Raw genomic sequence first — 16,953 nt, 5'->3', positions numbered from 1 at the left:
ACCTTTTTCTCTGAAGAACTGCATCGCAGTATGCTGAATAATACGGCAGTAATAAATGAAGGAGTTTTGTAATGTTTTGTTTTCAGTGTGAACAAACCGCCGGCGGGAAAGGCTGCGCCGGAAAGGCCGGGGTCTGCGGTAAACAGGATCATACCGCGCTTTTGCAGGATGAACTGACCGGTGCCCTTATCGGACTTGCCCGGGCGGCATACGGAAAGAATACCGGGCCAACTGTAAGCCGGGCAATAATCGAAGGATTATTCACTACAGTCACGAATGTGAATTTTTCTGATGAAGCAATCAGGCAGCAGGTTTCCCGGGTACGAAAAGAAATTAACGCGCTCGGGGGCGGAGCGGAATATCCGATGCCGTCGCTGTGGAACGACAATGAAGACATCCGTTCGCTTAAATCCCTGATTCTCTTCGGGATCAGGGGAATGGCCGCCTATGCGTACCACGCGCTTATACTCGGGTTTACCGATAATGAAGTCAACGCTTTTTTTATCAAGGCCCTGAATGCCATCGGCGAAAACCTGAAAATGGAGGAACTTCTCCCGCTCGTAACCGAAACGGGTCGGGTGAACCTGAAATGCATGGAACTTCTCGACAGGACGAATACTGAAACCTATGGAACGCCAAAACCTGTCACGGTCCCGCTCGCGATCGAAAAGGGCCCGTTTATCGTTGTCAGCGGACATGATCTTCATGACCTGAAACAGCTTCTCGATCAGACTGAGGGTAAGGGCGTGAACATTTATACCCATGGAGAAATGCTTCCCGCCCACGGTTATCCCGAACTGAAAAAATATACCCATCTGAAGGGCAACTTCGGAACAGCCTGGCAAAGCCAGCAAAAGGAATTTGACAATATTCCAGCCCCTGTTCTCTTTACCACCAACTGCCTCATGCCTGTGAAGGACAGCTATGCCGACCGGGTTTTTACTACCGCACTGGTTGCTTTTCCCGGACTGGCACATATCGGCGAAGACAAAAATTTTTCTCCGGTGATAAACAGGGCCCTCGAACTCGGGGGTATACTGAGGACCGTCCCATGACCGGTATTAACGGAGGGAAAACTGTTACAACAGGTTTTGCTCATGGAACTGTTCTGGCGGCCGCGGACACTGTCATCAATGCCGTTAAAGGCAGATCAATAAAACATTTTTTTCTGGTAGGCGGCTGCGACGGCGCAAAGGCAGGCCGGAATTACTATACTGATTTTGTTAAACAGACGCCAGATGATACTATTGTCCTTACTCTGGCCTGCGGAAAATACCGGTTTAACGATCTCAGCATCGGTGAAATCGGAGGACTGCCCAGAATTATGGATATGGGGCAGTGCAATGACGCCTACAGCGCGATTAAGGTTGTTTCCGCATTGGCGGAAGCCTTCGGAACTGACGTGAATGGGCTCCCGCTTACACTTGTGCTTTCCTGGTATGAACAAAAAGCAGTCTGCATTCTGCTGACTCTGCTGGCGCTCGGTATAAAAAATATGTATCTTGGCCCGAGTCTTCCTGCTTTTGTATCCCCAGCTGTACTTGATTATCTGGTAAAGCAATATAATATAACGCCTGTCAGTACTCCGGAAAATGACCTGAAAAAAATTCTTGCCTGATGCAAAACTGCCCGGAAATACTGCGGCTTTCCGGGCAGCATCCGGCCGAATAGCGCTGAATCAGTAATCTATTTCAAATCCGCGGAAATGCTGACCGGGAATTTCGGTAATTGAAATTCTGTCTACCCGGGCAAAGGAATTAATTTTTTCAGCTTTTCAAGAAACTGTTCAATGATCTGCGGCGCGGCTTCCGCCGCAATTTCAACCGAGCCGTCGGAGCGGTTCCGCACCCAGCCGCAGACACCGAGGCTGCGGGCAAGGGAAACTGTCCTCGCCCTGAATCCGACGCCCTGCACTCTGCCATATACAAAAATATGGCGGGCGGCTGTTTTTCCGCCGTCCGCCGTGTCATCAGCCCAGGCCATCCTATACGGTAATGTTCCAGCCCCTGGTATCTTTTTCAATACCGTACTGAATTCCCTTCAGCCTTGACTGCAGCTTTTTTCCCAGTTCCCCGCCGCCGGTAAACTGTATTTCCTTTTCGTCTACCGTAATGCTTTCAATGGGAGTGATACCCGCCGCGGTCCCGGTGACAAAACATTCAACGCATTTCTTTGCGACTTCCTGTATTGATATTTTCCGCTCGGAAACAGTCACTCCTTCTTCGCGGGCAAGTTCAATAATCGATTCGCGTGTAATACCCGGAAGAATCGTGTCTCCGAGCGAAGGCGTTACCAGTTCCCCGTTTTTCATTCTGAAAAAGATGTTGCTTGATGAACCTTCTTCAACATATTTCCGGTTTACCGCATCGAGGAAAATAACTTCCATAAACCCTTCTTCCTCGGCTTCTTTTTTTGCGAGGGCGGAAATAACATAATTCGATGCGCACTTTATCCATCCTGTTCCGTTCGGGGTCGCCCTGATCCGGTTTGTCACAATGGCTTTATTGTTTGATTCCTTGAAATATGAGGAAACGGTGGTCGCGCAGATAATGACCCTCGGTTCCTTGGAAATACCGATGCCTATAGCCCCTTCGCTGTACATGAAAGGCCTCATATATACAGCCCCTGCCGAAGAAAAGTTTTCCTGTTCCCATTCGGGATCGAATGAAGGTATATATCCAAGCTTTCTGTTTTTTTTCAGATATTCAATGGAAGCCGCGACAAACATTTCCTGCGGAAATCCCGGCGCGTACAGTCCCCGCATCGAATCATAAAAACGCTTTGCGTTCCGGTCCGGGCGGAAGAGGGTAAGGGTCCCGTCTTTCCGGGGATAGGCTTTCATCCCTTCAAAACAGCCGAGACCGTATTGGGTCGTATAATTTACCAGAGGCAGATTGAACAGGTTCCGGCGGGAAAGAACTTCCTGCCGTTTTTCTTCACTCATTCCGGCCAGTTTTTCAAAGGGGATTGAGTCCGCTTCGACCCATGATTCTTCCCATTCCTCGGTTGCTGAATTATAACGGGCAACATAGGATATAGGATACATTGCAAGACTAAAGGCCATACCATCTGCCTCCTGTGTATAGTTTTTCTTACATAAGCCGTTTTCCGAACAGGAAAAATTCCGGAAACGGAAACAGTCAATTTACTATATACCAGCCTGAGGGATTAAGTAAAGAGGGCTGTTTTAGTTTTCATTCCGGGATTTTTCCTGAAAACATGTTGCCCTCATTCCTGTCCCCGCTTTTTCCATACAAACGCAGGTTAACAAGTGTTCATATGCAGGTGAACAGTCGTTAACCTTGACCGGTGAAATATCTTTATTTACCGACCGTCGGTCAGTTTTCGGTATCACGCCTGCCGTATAATGATTTCACGAACAGTAAAGCCGGTAAAAAATCCTGCGCTGTTCCGCTTGAAGTTTCCCTGTTTCATCTGTACAATAGAATACTCCGCCGCTGAGCAGGGCAGACTTTCGGTCTGGAGTATTCTGCTCTCCCGTGGAATTGGTCGCAGGTGTTAATACCATGGAACCTGCAAAAACCAGCGGTTTTATAGGTTGTTATAAAAACGCCGTAAAGCGGCGGGGTATTAAACCCTCGCCACGAATAAAAGCTTCCCGTTCCAGGGGGACGCGGAAAATTCTGAAATGTCGAGGATTGTATGGCTATAAACTGCGGTATTGTAGGGCTGCCCAATGTAGGCAAGTCCACTATTTTTTCCGCCCTGACAAGCGCGCCCGCCGAGGCCGCGAATTATCCTTTCTGTACGATTAATCCCAATGTCGGTATTGTCGATGTTCCGGACGGCAGGCTTTCGTATCTTTCCGAAGCGTTCAGTCCGAAAAAAACGATTCCCGCTGCGGTCGAATTTGTTGACATAGCCGGTCTTGTAAAAGGGGCTTCAAAGGGCGAAGGGCTGGGCAACCAGTTTTTGTCACATATCAGGGAGGTCGGGGTAATCGCGCAGGTTGTGCGCTGTTTTGAAAATCCCGATATTATCCATGTAAATAACAGGATTGATCCCGCCGGCGATATTGAAACCATTAATATTGAACTTGCCCTTGCGGACCTTGAAACTGTCGAAAAAAAGGCGGAAAAGGCCGTCCGTTCCGCGCGGGTCCAGGGCAAGGACGCGCAAAAAGAAGCCGGAATAATTCTTGGCGCAGTCGGAAAAATAAAACCCCTGCTTCTCGACGGAAAGGCAGCCCGGCTCGCCGAGCTGACGGATGAAGAAAAAGCCTCGGTATATGACTGCCATCTGATTACCATGAAACCTCAAATGTATGTGTGCAATGTTGATGAAACTGCCGTGAATAATACAAATGAATATGTTGAAATCGTAAAAAAAATTGCGGAACAGGAAGGGGCCGGCGTTGTGGTTATCTGCGGAAAGTTTGAAGCAGAGCTCGCTGATCTTGAAACCCAGGAAGAAAAACTCGCCTTTCTTGAGGAAATCGGATTAAAAGAATCCGGCCTGACCGCGCTCGCCAGGGCCGCTTACCATTTGCTGGGGCTGCGGACATTTTTTACAGCGGGAGAAGATGAGTGCAGGGCCTGGACCATTCACGCCGGAGATACCGCGCCAAAGGCGGCCGGTGTTATTCATTCCGATTTTGAACGGGGCTTTATCCGGGCGGAAGTTTACAGCTTTGATGATTTTGTTAAATACGGGACCGAACAGAAAATACGTGAGGCGGGAAGGCTCAGGCAGGAAGGGAAGGATTATGTTGTCGCTGACGGCGATATAATATTTTTCAAGTTTAACGTGTGATTTGGCAAAAACGGGAATTCCCATATATGAACAGTTCCGGAGGTATATAATATGTACAGACGGAACTGTTTTTTTCTGGGTTTTACGGAGCTGGTTTTTTCGTTTTTGCTTTTGTGCGCCTGCGGCCGGATTTCCCATCCCGGAAACGGTGCTTCAATAAGAATACTTTCCTATAATACGCAGACTTTTTTTGACGCTGTTGATGACGGCCGGGAATTTTCCCAATTCAGGGGAAGCAAGTCGCCCTGGACTGAGTCCCGGTATTCAGTCAGGCTTGACCGGCTCAGGGAGGTGCTTCAGCTGGCGGGTTCCCTGACCGGAATGTCTCCGGGGATGACGCCGGAAATTGCCGTATTCCAGGAAATTGAAAGCGTCAGAGTCCTGAATGATTTGGCAAAACGTCTGCCGCGGCGCGCGGATTATCCCTGGGCTGTCTTCATTCCGCCCGAAACCGGTTCCGCGTTCGGGAGCGCCCTGTTTTCTCGTTACCCTGTCCTTTCGGTAAAAGCCCATACTATTGATGAAAAAACTGCCGCCGTACGTCCTGTTATGCAGATTTCGATTGATGCCGGCGGCGTTCCTCTGGAAATATTCTGCGTTCACTGGAAATCAAAAGCCGGACAGTCGGGAACTGATGCAGTCCGTGAAAAACAGGAAAAGCAGTTATTTGAACTCATGATTACAGCCGAAAAGGAAATTCCGGAAAGCTTTATTCTTGCCTGCGGAGATTTTAACCAGCGGACTGATGAATTCCACCTTATGCATGCATACCGGAACGGCTGGACTGAATTCTGTAATACCGGTGCGGATCTTTTTTTGGAAGCCGGCGGAGGTTCATATTATTACCAGGGAAAGTGGGAACGTATAGACCATTTTTTTTATCAGAAAAACGGACTTTTTTTTGAAGTCAGAAACTTTATGCCCGTTGCTGCCGCCGGACTTACCGATAACGCCGGAAGTCCCCTGCGGTATAACCTGTACTCCGGAACAGGCTATTCGGACCATCTGCCCATTATACTGGAAATCAAAAGAAAGAATTGACCTTTTCACGATTTCAGGTGAAAATTGTTTTATGGAAAGTAAGGAAAAAAAAAGGTTTCGGCCGCTCAAAATTATTCTTGTTGTTTTACTTGTTCTTCTCGTCGTCCTGCCTCTTCTGCTTGCCGGCCTTTCATTTATCGGAAGAATTTCATCAGATTCCGTAATACCCGGACGGAACACTGTCTATATGTATGTTCCGAAAACAATTACGGCGGTAAATAAGATTCTCCAGCATGAGCCTCTTCCGGATATTCTTACGGATCCCGCGCTGGCGTCCGTATTGCCCCTGGTAAGCGGGCTCCGGAAAAGCGGCATAACATCAAACCCCCTTGTCCGTTTTGCCGCGAATGGGTCCGCCTCAGCAGCAGTTCTGCCTGACGGACATTTTGTCGCGGCTTATGACACCGGTGTAATGTCCCTGTTTCTCCGGACTCTTCCTGCCCTTGCGGGCAGACTGACAGTAAGAGGCCTGTATTATGTACAGGCCGGAAAACTTTCCCGTTTTGAACTCAGGGATCAGAATGGGCTGACCGTCTACATCGGGTTTTTGAAGAATCTTGTTATTGTTTCGGACAGCCAGATTCTGTTTGAACAGATGTTTACCGGTTCTGTTCCGCGTGAAGACAATACCGATATCTCCGCTAAAAAATTTCAATCCTCTTCCTTTGATCTGGGTGTAAAAGTTTCATCCTCCATGCTGCAGGCCCTTGCGGGTACAGACCCTCTTCTTCTTTCTCTTTTTGAAAAACTCCGGTTTTCCGAAATGCTCGAAATAGGAATATCCATTACAAACAGGAAACTGAATATATCTCTTTTGTCCGATCTGAAATCCGAAGTTCCGGAATTGAACCGGCTCCTGTCCGGGAATTCCCCCATACCCGCTGCCCTTGATATTCTGCCCGGAACCACCCAATATGCGACGGTCCTCTCTCTTGCTCCGGTTGAGGAACTTATAGAGGCCGCTCCCGTTATTATGGGCCAGGAATTTAAAACAACCCTCAAACGGATTGATGATTCCGCCAGAATGGTGTTTTCCGCAGGACTTGATGAACTTCTGTATTCCTGGACCGGTTCGGAGATAGCTGTTTTCGGTCTGGAAGGCCGGCCCAAGCCCGTTTTTGCCGTACAGGTCAGGGATGAACGGAAACGGCGGGAAGTCTTTGACTGGGCTTTTTCGTCCTTTGTTCTGAATGAAGACAGTTCCGTTGTGCTTGACGGACACCGGGTTTCCCAGATCAGCCTGCCCGCTTTTTTAAACGCGTTTTTGAAGTTATGGAATATATCCGTTCCTGCCCCTTATTATATTGTCCAGAACGGATTTCTGCTGTTTTCGGAATCCCCGGAAAATCTCCTTACAACAACGGTTGCAATTAATAAAAACGCCCTCATCCAGAGAAATGAAATATGGAAAAATCTTTCAGGCGCCAGAATGGCGAATTCCTCTTTTAATGTTTATTATTCCCTCGATCATGAAATGCCTTCCATCCTGAAACAGAATGACCTGCTCCGGCTGATTTTCTCATCATACCGCCAGGGATATTTCAGGCTGAATATAAAAAACGGGAAGGCCGAATGTACCCTGGCGGTTCTTGCTGCCGCGTCGGGAGGAGTAGTGTCTCTGCCGGGATATCCGGTTGCCCTTTCGGGGAAAGCGGGCAATGAAGTCCAGGGGGTCCTTTTTGCAAAGAGAGGGGAAAGCAGGATACTTCTGACACTGGACTCGGTGAAGGCCGTTTCGATAGATCCGGTAACCGGTGTGCAGTATAAATATGAAAGCAATGAGCCTGTATGGTGTATTCCCGCCGATGGACTGTCGCCGAGAACAGCAGAGGACCCCTCTTTCTGGATTGTCAGCGCGCGGGGGATAGTGACCCTTGTAAACGGCAATATGGAGCCTGTGGACGGTTTTCCTGTTTCAACCGGAGTCCGGCTTTCATCAAAACCGGCCGCGGCCGCGGGACTTGTCTATCTTCCCGACACCGGCGCTTCAATTTTTACCGTCAGCAGTACCGGCGATGTTGCGCAGCTTCCCATTGCTTTTTACGATGTCCTCCGTTCTTCTCCCGTTTTCTATACGCCCGGGCGCCGGTCTTTTATGGCGGTTTATTCAAAAAGTTTTCCCGGCGAACTTTGGCTGGCTGACGGGAGCGGTTCAGTATTTGACGGATGGCCGGTTCCTGCTTCCGGCATTGCCTATGGTTCTCCTGTACTTGTTCCGGACGGGGCCTCGGCGCTGCTGGCTTTTATTACTCAGGCCGGCGAATTGACCGTATATAATCCTGACGGAACTCCTCTTACAGGTTTCCCTGTTCAGCTGTCCGGGGTATTTTATACCCAGCCGGTTTTTGCCGATGGAGGATTGTGGATTATTTCCGCAGGCGGCGTTCTGTACAGGGTCTCGCTTAACCGTGATATTCAGGAGCAGCAAATTACGGATTTCACCGCCGAGCAGGGGCTATTATGGCCTTTGATATTGATAATGACCGGGCCGCCGAAATATTCATAAGCGGCGACGGAAATGCCTTATACGGCTATAAACAGAATTTTTCCCAGATAGGCGGCTTCCCCCTGCCTGCCTGGGGAACTCCTTTTTTTGCAGACTTAAACGGGGACGGAAAAATAGAATGTGCCGCAGTAGGTATGGATAGCCGTCTGTACTGCTGGCAGTTCAGATAGGAGCCGGAAATGAAATTGCGCGTGAAGATTCTGCCATATTTTTTTATTCTGTTTGCACTTGTCTCGTGTGCGAGTTTCCGGAATGACACTGTTTTATTCAGCGCGGGAGAGGCGGCAAACCAGTACATTGCGGAGCTCGAAAAACTCATTGTGCCGCTTGACGCCGGGTTTTCCCAGGCGGACCTCCGTCAAATCCGGATACGGATCGGCGAAATAGAGGCTATGGAAATTACGGATACTGTTTTTGATGCCCGGCTCCAGGCCTGGTCAGGCCGTCTCTATATTTTTGAAGGAAAAAATTCCGAAGCGTCAAGACGACTGAAACACGCTGAAGAATTACTTCCCTCAGATGTTCAGGTGACAATTCTGAAGGCCAGACTTGAACCCAGTGCCGAAAAACGGCTTTCACTTATTTCAAGCGCGCTTTCACTGGAAAATACTTCCGGTGAACTGGAAATAGAGCGGGCGAGGGCCTGTGTGGCGCTGAAACGTTACAGTGAAGCTGTCGCGGCTTTTGATACAGCCTTTGTACTGCTTCCCTCATTCTACGCTGAAACGTACCGCCCTGAGCGGAATACTGCATGGGATTTGCGTGAAATTGATTCCGGCGTCCGTGACCGTACCGCAATTCTTGCGGTCGCTTCCTCTTTAAGATGGCTTGACGCTATCGAACTTGCCGATGCGGAAACAAATCTGTTTCAGTTCATTACCGGAGGAAAAAAGTGGACGCCTGCCCAGCTTTTTTCCCGTCTTGCCGAACAAAACATTATCCCGCCGGAATTCAGGGCCGCGGATACGGTAAAGCGGGCCGGGTCCGCCTGGTTTTTCTGGCATTTGGTAGCAATCACTAATTCCAATCCTTCCCTTCTGACACGGTATTCGGACCGCTTCGGGGCGCGGCCCAATGCGGTAAGCCCCGTGCCTGATGTTCCTATCGGTTCGGCGTATTTTGATTCCGTGCTTGGCTGTGTGGAATGGGAAATCATGACTCTTCCTGACGGGAAAAACTTTAATCCGGACGAAACCGTAAAAGGCTCCGCATTTTTGCAGATGCTGAAAAAGGTTAACTAGGGTACAAAAAAGCCATGCTGAGAACAGCATGGCTTTTTTACTCGTGGTGAGGGGGTTAACAACTCCGCCGCTCTGCGGCGGAGTGTTTTATCAGACAGAAATTATCAGCCCAGACGAGCTTCAAGTCCCTTGAGTTCTTCCATCAGTTCTTTCGGAAGTTTGTCTCCAAACTTCGGATAGTGGTTCGCAGCGATATCCGCAATCTCCTTCTTCCATCCTTCGGTATCAACAGAAAGAATTCCCTTCATGGCTTCGGGCGTGACATCAAGGCCGGTGGTATTGATCGCGCCGTCTTTGGGCATAAAGCCGATAGCGGTTTCAACTGCGTTGTCCTTATTGTCGCAGCGGTCAAAAATCCATGCCAGAACGCGGCTGTTTTCACCATATCCCGGCCAGATAAACTTGCCGTCGGCGTCCTTGCGGAACCAGTTAACATAGAAGATTTTAGGCAATTTGTCGGCTGTCGTTCTTTTACCGATATTGATCCAGTGCTGGAAATAATCGCCCATGTTATAGCCGCAGAAGGGGAGCATCGCAAAGGGGTCCCGGCGGATTGTTCCTGCCTTGAGGTCAAGTGCGGCAGCGGTGATTTCGGAACCGACAATCGAACCAAGGAATACTCCATGGTTCCAGCTTTTGGACTGGTGTACCAGAGGTACTGTATTGGGACGGCGTCCGCCGAAAAGGAACGCGTCGATCGGCACGCCTTTCGGATCTTCCCATTCAGACGCAATGGCCGGGCACTGTTTTGCGGGCGCGGTAAAGCGTGCGTTCGGGTGCGCGGCAGGCTGCTGCTCCTTGTTGCCCTTGTCCTGTACCCACGGTTTTCCGTGCCAGTCGATGACTTCTCCGGGAGCATCATACCCGATGCCTTCCCACCAGATGTCTCCGTCTTTGGTAAGGGCGCAGTTTGTAAAGATGGTATTTTCCTTGATGGATTCCATCGCGTTCTTGTTGGAGTGGTCGGAGGTTCCCGGAGCAACGCCGAAGAATCCGGCTTCAGGGTTGATGGCGTACAGACGTCCGTCGGCGCCGAATTTCATCCAGGCTATATCGTCGCCGATTGTTTCAACCTTCCATCCGGGATGGTGGGAATAAGCATGGCGAGGTTTGTCTTTCCGCAGGCGGAGGGGAAGGCACCGGTTACATATTTTACCTTTCCTTCCGGATTTGTCAGTTTGAGGATGAGCATATGCTCCGCGAGCCAGCCTTCATCACGCGCAATAACAGACGCAATGCGAAGCGCGAAACATTTTTTTCCAAGCAGGGCGTTTCCGCCGTATCCTGAACCATAGGACCAGATTGTTCTTTCTTCAGGGAAGTGGGAAATATATTTATCATCGAGGGGCGCGCAGGGCCATTGTCCGCCGTCAGACTCGCCGTCATTGAGGGGCTTGCCGACAGAATGGAGACAGGGAACAAATTCACCGTCTGTGCCGAGTACATCAAGGACCTTTGTTCCTACTCTGGTCATAATATCCATGTTGCAGACAACATATTCCGAGTCGGTTATTTCAACGCCGATTTTAGCGATATCTGAACCGACCGGGCCCATTGAGTAGGGAATTACATACATGACGCGGCCATGCATACAGCCCTTATACAGTTTTGTCATGGTTTTTTTCAGCTCATCCGGATTAATCCAGTTGTTTGTGGGCCCTGCGGCTTCCTTTGTTTTTGACGCAATATAGGTGCGGTTTTCAACACGGGCGACGTCCGAAGGATCCGAACGGAACAGAACGCTGTTGGGGCGTTTCGCGAGAGGTGTTCCCAGGCCGGAATCAACAAGAATCGTCATAAGCCTGTCATATTCTGCAGCTGAACCGTCACAGACATACACTTCTTTCGGTTCGCATAAAGCGGCAATTTCTTCTACCCAGGTTTTAAGCCTGGAGTGTTTAATGTCACTAATCTTCATAATTACTCCTTAACGAGGCGGGAAATAATGAATTTTTTCTTTTCATTCGATAGTAAAATACTCAATTTACGGGTTTTATGCAAGGATACAAAATCAATCTTAGCCAAAATTAACATTTTTCCCTTGACAGTGTTATTGTTCTAGTGTATTATATCATTAATACACTAGAACAAGGAAAAATGATGGCGGATTTTGATCCAAACATACCGATCTATTTTCAGATAATTAATGCGATAAAGCAGAAGATTGTCGCCGGTCTTATAAAACCGGGAGAACGGCTGCCTTCTGTCCGCGAGTACGCGGAGGAACTGTCAGTAAATCCGAATACGGTCCAGCGCGCATATCAGGAACTGGAAAGGGAAGGAATTACCGAAACGAAGAGGGGAATGGGTTCTTTCATTACTGAAAATGAAAGTCTTATCCCTTCCATCCGGAAAGAGATGGCTAAATCACTAACCCGGACTTTTATAAAAGGCATGACCGCGCTTTCATTTACAAAGCAGGAGATATTACAGGAACTGGCAAATCAACTGGAGGAAAGTAAATAATGGGTACCATTCTGCAGGCGGAAAACATAAAAAAGAATTATTTCACGAAACCCGCGTTACGGGGAATTACATTATCGCTTGATAGCGGGAGAATTCTGGGCCTGGTCGGTCCGAATGGCTCGGGAAAAACAACATTTTTGAAAATTCTGGCCGGGTTACAGAAACCGACCGGAGGGTCTTTTACGGTGAACGGCAGTCCGAATGGCTATGAGACGAAAAAAGCTGTCTCGTTTCTTCCGGACAGAAATATTCTGTATTCCTGGATGAAAGCAATAGATGCCATAGACTTTTACGCCGATTTTTTTCCGGATTTTGACCGTGAAAAAGCCCTGGATATGCTTTCGTTCATGAAACTGGAGAAGACTGAACCTGTAAAACAGATGTCAAAGGGAATGCTGGAAAAACTGAACCTGACTCTGGCTTTTTCCCGCCGGGCGAGTCTTTTTCTTCTGGATGAACCGTTGGGGGGCATTGATCCTGTTGCCCGTGAACAGATTGTGTCCACAATAATCAAAACCTGGAATGAAAACGCCGCAATTATTATCAGCACACATCTGGTAAGCGATGTTGAACAGGTTTTCAATGATGTTGCCTTTCTTGACTCAGGTGAACTTATCCTGATGAAAGACGCCGAAGCTCTGCGGTCAGAGCGGGGCAAGTCGATTACACAGATATATCTTGATATTTTCGGGAACAGATAAAAAGGGGATACTGCTATGGGGACAATAATCAAATATCAGCTGAAAGAAAGCAAAAACAGGGCGCTTTTTATTCTGGGCCTTCTCGCTGTTTTTCATGTAATTGCATGGTTTTTTGAATTAAGGGAAATTATGCTCGGCACCTATACTTTTACGGCGTCCGTAAAATTCTGGATATTTCTCTCTATGAGCGTGACATTTATTATGCTCATTATCCAGTTTTTCCGCTGCGCTTCGGGACATACCGATCAATTATTATACCGTGATACCAGTTACCTGATGCTGACTGTCCCCCGGCATGGCTGGGAGATACTCGGCGGAAGATTTATTGCAGGGCTTATAGAATTTGTCATTTATCTTGCAGGCGCCGGTGTTTTACTGCTGGTCCACGCCGCGACTATATTTACCCTGGCCAGGAGCGGAGCTGTTGTTTTCTTTGATGTACTGGAATACGGACTGAAACATATTTTTGTTGATAATTTTGTCTTTTCGCTTCAAATGCTGCTTATTATGCTGTGCATGTATTCGGTGACCGGAATATGTCTTACTTTTGCATTTGTCGCCTCCAGGTCATTTATCAAGCGGAAAAGTATAGCAACAATTGTTTCGGTTTTAGGGTTTATTTTCATTACAAACTGGACTCTGTATTTCGGGAATGTACTCAGTGAACGCTATAACTGGTATGCGAAGATGACGCTGACTATTGATACCCTTCCGTATACGGGAATGCATTCTCTTGACCGCATAGCCAATTCGAATCTTATAGTCCAGGACATGTTTTTTCCTGTGGCCCCGCTTGTTTTCTTTATAATTCTCGGGGCTGGCCTTTTTGCCGCCGCCTCCTGGCTTATGGAAAAGAAAGTCGAAGTTTAATCTTTTGCCGCCGTATTTCAGGAAAGCCGCCTATTTTTTCCGGGCAGGCTTTTCTGAAATCTCTTCTTACTAAAACACAATTTTCCGGGGAAACAGAAAATGAAAAAAACTGTGATTATCTGTATGTGTATATATTTGTTCTGCGCAGACGCATTTTCGGACAGCGCATTCAAACTCAGCCTTACAAAAGATATTCTGTTAGGCACCGCGGCGGTCGGAATGCTGGTTCCCACGTTTATATTTGACCCTTCGCCGGGACCGGCAGGAGAAAAAGATTCAATAAATGCTTTTGACAGAAGTATGATGTTTTCATATAACAAACCGCTGGATATTATCAGTACTATAGGAGCATATACCGCTCTTGTTATTCCCGCGATTTCGGTGATAGGGAATATTACACAGTTGGATGTACTCGCGACCTATGGCGTTATGTATGCCGAAGCTTTTTTATTGACTATGGCTACGAAAGATTTGATTAAGTTATGTGTTGCGAGAAACCGTCCATATACATATTCCGGTGAAATACCCGCTGGAGAAGAAAATGATTATTATAATAGTTTTCCGTCCGGACACACAGCTTACGCATTTTTGGGCGCGACCTTTCTGACAGTAACCTTTCTGGCGGAATATCCCGAGTCAAAATGGAGAATACCGCTGATTGCAGGCGGTTATACCCTTGCGGCTTCTGTCGCCGCAGCGCGTGTTCTTTCCGGGAATCATTTTGTAACCGATGTTCTCGCCGGCGCACTCATCGGGTCCCTGTATGGCTGGCTTATCCCCTTTGTTCACCGTACTCCAGAAGCTGAAAAAAATGAACTGGCAGTGGCCCCGGTGCCGGGAGGTTTTTCCTTTTCCATCTCATACTGAGCTTATGAAAATATTGCGGTTCTGCGCCGGCAAATTATGCGCTTTCACAAAAAAAGCCATGAAATATATGGAATGTATCAGTTTTTCGGGCCGGGTTCAGACCGTAAAATTAAGTACAGCGCCTGTCTGAGGCATTACCGGCTTGTAGGTAAGGTTTTCAGCTGCTGCGACAGCATTCTTGATTTGGGTTTGATATTGTTTGATTAATGCGTCAATCTGGCCGTCGCTCATTTCGCCCTGTGAGGAAATTTCAGGATGGATGTTTTTCTGTTTCATGCTGACCAGGTTTTCAATCAGCGTGTTCAGAATACGGAGTTTGTCAATTGAGACACCGTTTTCTCCCTTTGCGGCGGGCACGCCGGAGACGTACTGAAACTGGGAATACATATACTGATTGGGATTAACCGGGATATGAGTCCTGCCGCCCGAAGAAACAGTGTTTATCATGCTGTAAGATAATGTCCGCAGGGGACCAATATTTGACACCATGTGTCCATCCTCCGTTTAAATTATCGGAAAATGAGACGGCGGGATTAGAAAAAAGTATGGATTATTACATATAATGGAAAGCTCAGCGGTCCTAATGTGTTTTCAGCCAGGCTGAAATACGCATTTCAAGCGGAATTACTGCATCTACGTCTCCGTCAGAAGCAGAAACCGCGTCTTTCAGATAGGGTATAACGATTTCGTTTTTAAGTTCTTCCCAGCTGTTCGGCAGAATTTTAGGTGTAACAAGGGTTTCTTCCGGAGGCAAATGACCCAGCAGAACAGGATATGAGAGGGGAAAATACTTTTCGTTTACCGATTTCAGCGCGGAAAATCCGCCGGAAATGCCAAAAGATTCATCCGCCGCTCCAAGTTCCCTGCTTCGGTCAAGCAGCTCTTTTTGTGTTTTTTCGTTAAAAAACCATATAAGAAAACTTTCAGCGGCGTCCGAATGCTGCGCTTTTCTGCAAATCCCTATATTTATTATATCATCCGTTATGGGCGTCTGGTTTTTTTCCGTTATCCAGCGGAAGTCGATTGCGTCAAGTTTTTCCTGGGGTAATATAAAGAGGTCATTGCTCGACATATATGAAAAAAGGTTTCTCCCTCCGGTAATAAGTTTATAGGGAGGATCATATAAATATTTGAACTGAAAATCATCTTCCGCCTGTACGGAAGTATTTACAGTCTTTGTCCAGTCCCGGAGCATGGAAATCGTTTCAGCCAGAGCCGTTTTGTTCCAGGTGAAAAGAGGGGATGCTTCCTCAAAACCTGCGTTCATCAGCTGGGCCGTCAGATATAGAAATTCACTGTCCCAGCGGGGTGAAAAACCCATTCGGGTATATACTCCCTGCCGCTCGATATTGAATTCTCCCGAAATGTTTTTGATTTCTTCAAGGGAAAGCGCAAAATCATTGGGGATCAGCTGCGCCTGTTCCGGGGAAAAGATTATGGCGGGCAGATTGAAACTGACCGGCAGGAGATATTGCTTTCCCCTGATATTCCCCAGGTCAAGGAGCCGGCCGTAAAAAAGCCGGGAATTGATTTTATATTCATCAAACAGATAGTTTACCGGGACCAGTTTTGCTCTCGCCCGTTCACCTTTCAGCCAGGGGCCGATAACAATGTCGGGAGGCTGTTTTGTATTGATAAGATCTACCGCAGGGTTTTCCCTGTATTCAACAACGACCTTGTATTTTGACTGGTTTTTATTAAACTGCTCGGCATAAAGGGCAAATTCCGGCTGATTTGTCCAGATAAGGGCTATATTTGAATGATTGCTGCCGCAGGAGGCAAAAATCATGACAAGGACGCATAAAAAAGCTATCTTTTTCATAAAACTACTCTATGAGGATATGAGGAAGGTTGTCAATCCGTTCCGGGGAGTGTATATTTCTAAGTATGTTAGTTAAAGATCCTAATATTCAGGAAACGATTTTTAAAATAGCTGACCATTACAATACTAATATTGAAACCCGCTTTATCAGCCCCCTTTTGGCGGGGGTGATGTCTGATACGGTTCTTTCGCATAAAATCAATGAACTTATGTCACATACCGAGGTTTTTGAAGAACAGGGATTTTATATTGACGATCTGTATTACTATATCTATGCGCTGGCACAGTTTATCTATCTTGTTCGTGCGGAAGTATTGCCCGGCATGAACTTCCGTCCTTCCATTGCCGATGGTGATGATTCAAATAAGGTTTTCCGGGTTATGGCTCTGAGCAACTTCAAGGCAAACATCCAGATTCTGGCTGACTATACCAAAGAATTATTCCAGCAGGCTATGGAATATGACAAAGCCCACAGCGGCAAAAAAAAGCCAACCTACGAAAGCCTTCCTGTTATTTCCGACATAGAATTGTTTTTGACTGAAGAAAAAAACGAATTATACTGACGCAGGGTTTATTCCGCGTCGGTATACCTGTTTTATTCGTGGTGAGGGTTAATACCCCTCAGGTTCTATGATATCAAGCCCGAGGCCAATTCCACGGGAAATT

General features: G+C 47.5%; 16 protein-coding genes and 1 pseudogene. 12 read left to right on the top strand and 5 right to left on the bottom strand.

The genetic code is table 11. The features are described 5' to 3' along the window. Nucleotides 1–71 precede the first annotated feature (71 nt). Both hcp and K7I13_RS05520 read left to right on the top strand, forming a co-directional pair. Entirely contained in the window at nt 72–1,055 is a 984-nt protein-coding gene (gene hcp / locus K7I13_RS05525) for a hydroxylamine reductase (protein ID WP_255948626.1), read from the top strand. Then, nucleotides 1,052–1,618: an anaerobic carbon-monoxide dehydrogenase catalytic subunit gene (locus tag K7I13_RS05520; RefSeq protein WP_255948625.1), complete on the top strand. Its 567-nt coding sequence runs from the start codon at nt 1,052–1,054 to the stop codon at nt 1,616–1,618. Before hcp ends, K7I13_RS05520 begins: the two co-directional genes overlap by 4 nt. A 122-nt stretch (nt 1,619–1,740) precedes the next feature. Here K7I13_RS05520 and K7I13_RS05515 read toward each other — a convergent pair whose 3' ends face one another. Beyond that, nucleotides 1,741–1,983 carry an acylphosphatase gene (locus K7I13_RS05515; protein ID WP_255948624.1) on the bottom strand — a complete coding sequence of 81 codons (243 nt, stop codon included), beginning with the start codon at nt 1,981–1,983 and terminating at the stop codon, nt 1,741–1,743. A gap of 1 nt (nt 1,984) precedes the next feature. After that, nucleotides 1,985–3,064 (bottom strand): aminotransferase class IV, encoded by a 1,080-nt coding sequence (locus K7I13_RS05510; RefSeq protein WP_255948623.1) that lies wholly within the window; start codon nt 3,062–3,064, stop codon nt 1,985–1,987. A 599-nt stretch (nt 3,065–3,663) separates the two neighbouring features. Between K7I13_RS05510 and ychF the strand changes: the two genes are divergently transcribed. From ychF to K7I13_RS05485, 5 genes are read left to right on the top strand one after another with little or no spacing between them, the layout of a single operon-like run. Next, nucleotides 3,664–4,773 (top strand): redox-regulated ATPase YchF, encoded by a 1,110-nt coding sequence (gene ychF / locus K7I13_RS05505; protein WP_255948621.1) that lies wholly within the window; start codon nt 3,664–3,666, stop codon nt 4,771–4,773. Between the two features lie 51 nt (nt 4,774–4,824). Then, entirely contained in the window at nt 4,825–5,814 is a 990-nt protein-coding gene (locus tag K7I13_RS05500) for an endonuclease/exonuclease/phosphatase family protein (RefSeq protein WP_255948619.1), read from the top strand. Nucleotides 5,815–5,845: 31 nt separating this feature from the next. Further along, nucleotides 5,846–8,320 carry a hypothetical protein gene (locus K7I13_RS05495; protein ID WP_255948617.1) on the top strand — a complete coding sequence of 825 codons (2,475 nt, stop codon included), beginning with the start codon at nt 5,846–5,848 and terminating at the stop codon, nt 8,318–8,320. After that, the gene (locus K7I13_RS05490; RefSeq protein WP_255948615.1) at nt 8,275–8,490 is read left to right on the top strand and encodes an FG-GAP repeat domain-containing protein; all 216 of its coding nucleotides are present in this window, start codon (nt 8,275–8,277) and stop codon (nt 8,488–8,490) included. The genes K7I13_RS05495 and K7I13_RS05490 overlap by 46 nt, the downstream gene beginning before the upstream one ends. A gap of 9 nt (nt 8,491–8,499) precedes the next feature. After that, nucleotides 8,500–9,561: a hypothetical protein gene (locus K7I13_RS05485; protein ID WP_255948613.1), complete on the top strand. Its 1,062-nt coding sequence runs from the start codon at nt 8,500–8,502 to the stop codon at nt 9,559–9,561. 104 nt (nt 9,562–9,665) lie between these two features. Here the strand turns inward: K7I13_RS05485 and K7I13_RS05480 are convergent. Further along, a pseudogene (locus K7I13_RS05480) lies at nt 9,666–11,479 on the bottom strand (phosphoenolpyruvate carboxykinase (GTP)). A 182-nt stretch (nt 11,480–11,661) separates the two neighbouring features. On the opposite strand from K7I13_RS05480, the gene K7I13_RS05475 reads away from it, so the two are divergent. The 4 genes from K7I13_RS05475 (at nt 11,662) to K7I13_RS05460 (ending at nt 14,465) form a co-directional block, all read left to right on the top strand. Continuing rightward, nucleotides 11,662–12,027: a GntR family transcriptional regulator gene (locus tag K7I13_RS05475; RefSeq protein WP_255948611.1), complete on the top strand. Its 366-nt coding sequence runs from the start codon at nt 11,662–11,664 to the stop codon at nt 12,025–12,027. Beyond that, a complete protein-coding gene (locus K7I13_RS05470) occupies nt 12,027–12,728 on the top strand; it encodes an ABC transporter ATP-binding protein (protein ID WP_255948610.1) in 702 nt (233 codons plus the stop codon). The genes K7I13_RS05475 and K7I13_RS05470 overlap by 1 nt, the downstream gene beginning before the upstream one ends. Nucleotides 12,729–12,743: 15 nt before the next feature. Further along, complete coding sequence (locus K7I13_RS05465) at nt 12,744–13,598, top strand: hypothetical protein (protein WP_255948609.1); 855 nt, start codon at nt 12,744–12,746, stop codon at nt 13,596–13,598. A gap of 99 nt (nt 13,599–13,697) precedes the next feature. Then, nucleotides 13,698–14,465 carry a phosphatase PAP2 family protein gene (locus K7I13_RS05460; protein ID WP_255948608.1) on the top strand — a complete coding sequence of 256 codons (768 nt, stop codon included), beginning with the start codon at nt 13,698–13,700 and terminating at the stop codon, nt 14,463–14,465. 96 nt (nt 14,466–14,561) lie between these two features. Here K7I13_RS05460 and K7I13_RS05455 read toward each other — a convergent pair whose 3' ends face one another. Together K7I13_RS05455 and K7I13_RS05450 are read right to left on the bottom strand one after the other, a co-directional pair. Then, on the bottom strand, nt 14,562–14,954 hold the full coding sequence (locus tag K7I13_RS05455; protein WP_255948606.1) for a hypothetical protein: 393 nt from the start codon (nt 14,952–14,954) through the stop codon (nt 14,562–14,564). Nucleotides 14,955–15,045: 91 nt separating this feature from the next. Further along, the gene (locus K7I13_RS05450) at nt 15,046–16,287 is read right to left on the bottom strand and encodes a carbohydrate ABC transporter substrate-binding protein (protein ID WP_255948605.1); all 1,242 of its coding nucleotides are present in this window, start codon (nt 16,285–16,287) and stop codon (nt 15,046–15,048) included. Nucleotides 16,288–16,352: 65 nt separating this feature from the next. Here K7I13_RS05450 and K7I13_RS05445 point away from each other — a divergent pair, with 65 nt between their 5' ends. Further along, nucleotides 16,353–16,850 (top strand): hypothetical protein, encoded by a 498-nt coding sequence (locus tag K7I13_RS05445; protein ID WP_255948604.1) that lies wholly within the window; start codon nt 16,353–16,355, stop codon nt 16,848–16,850. The last annotated feature ends 103 nt before the right edge of the window (nt 16,851–16,953 follow it).

This window comes from Brucepastera parasyntrophica, from assembly GCF_022376835.1.
Lineage (GTDB): Bacteria > Spirochaetota > Spirochaetia > Treponematales > Treponemataceae > Brucepastera > Brucepastera parasyntrophica.
Note: the sequence above shows the minus strand (reverse complement) of the source record. Positions and strands in the feature narration are given on the sequence as shown.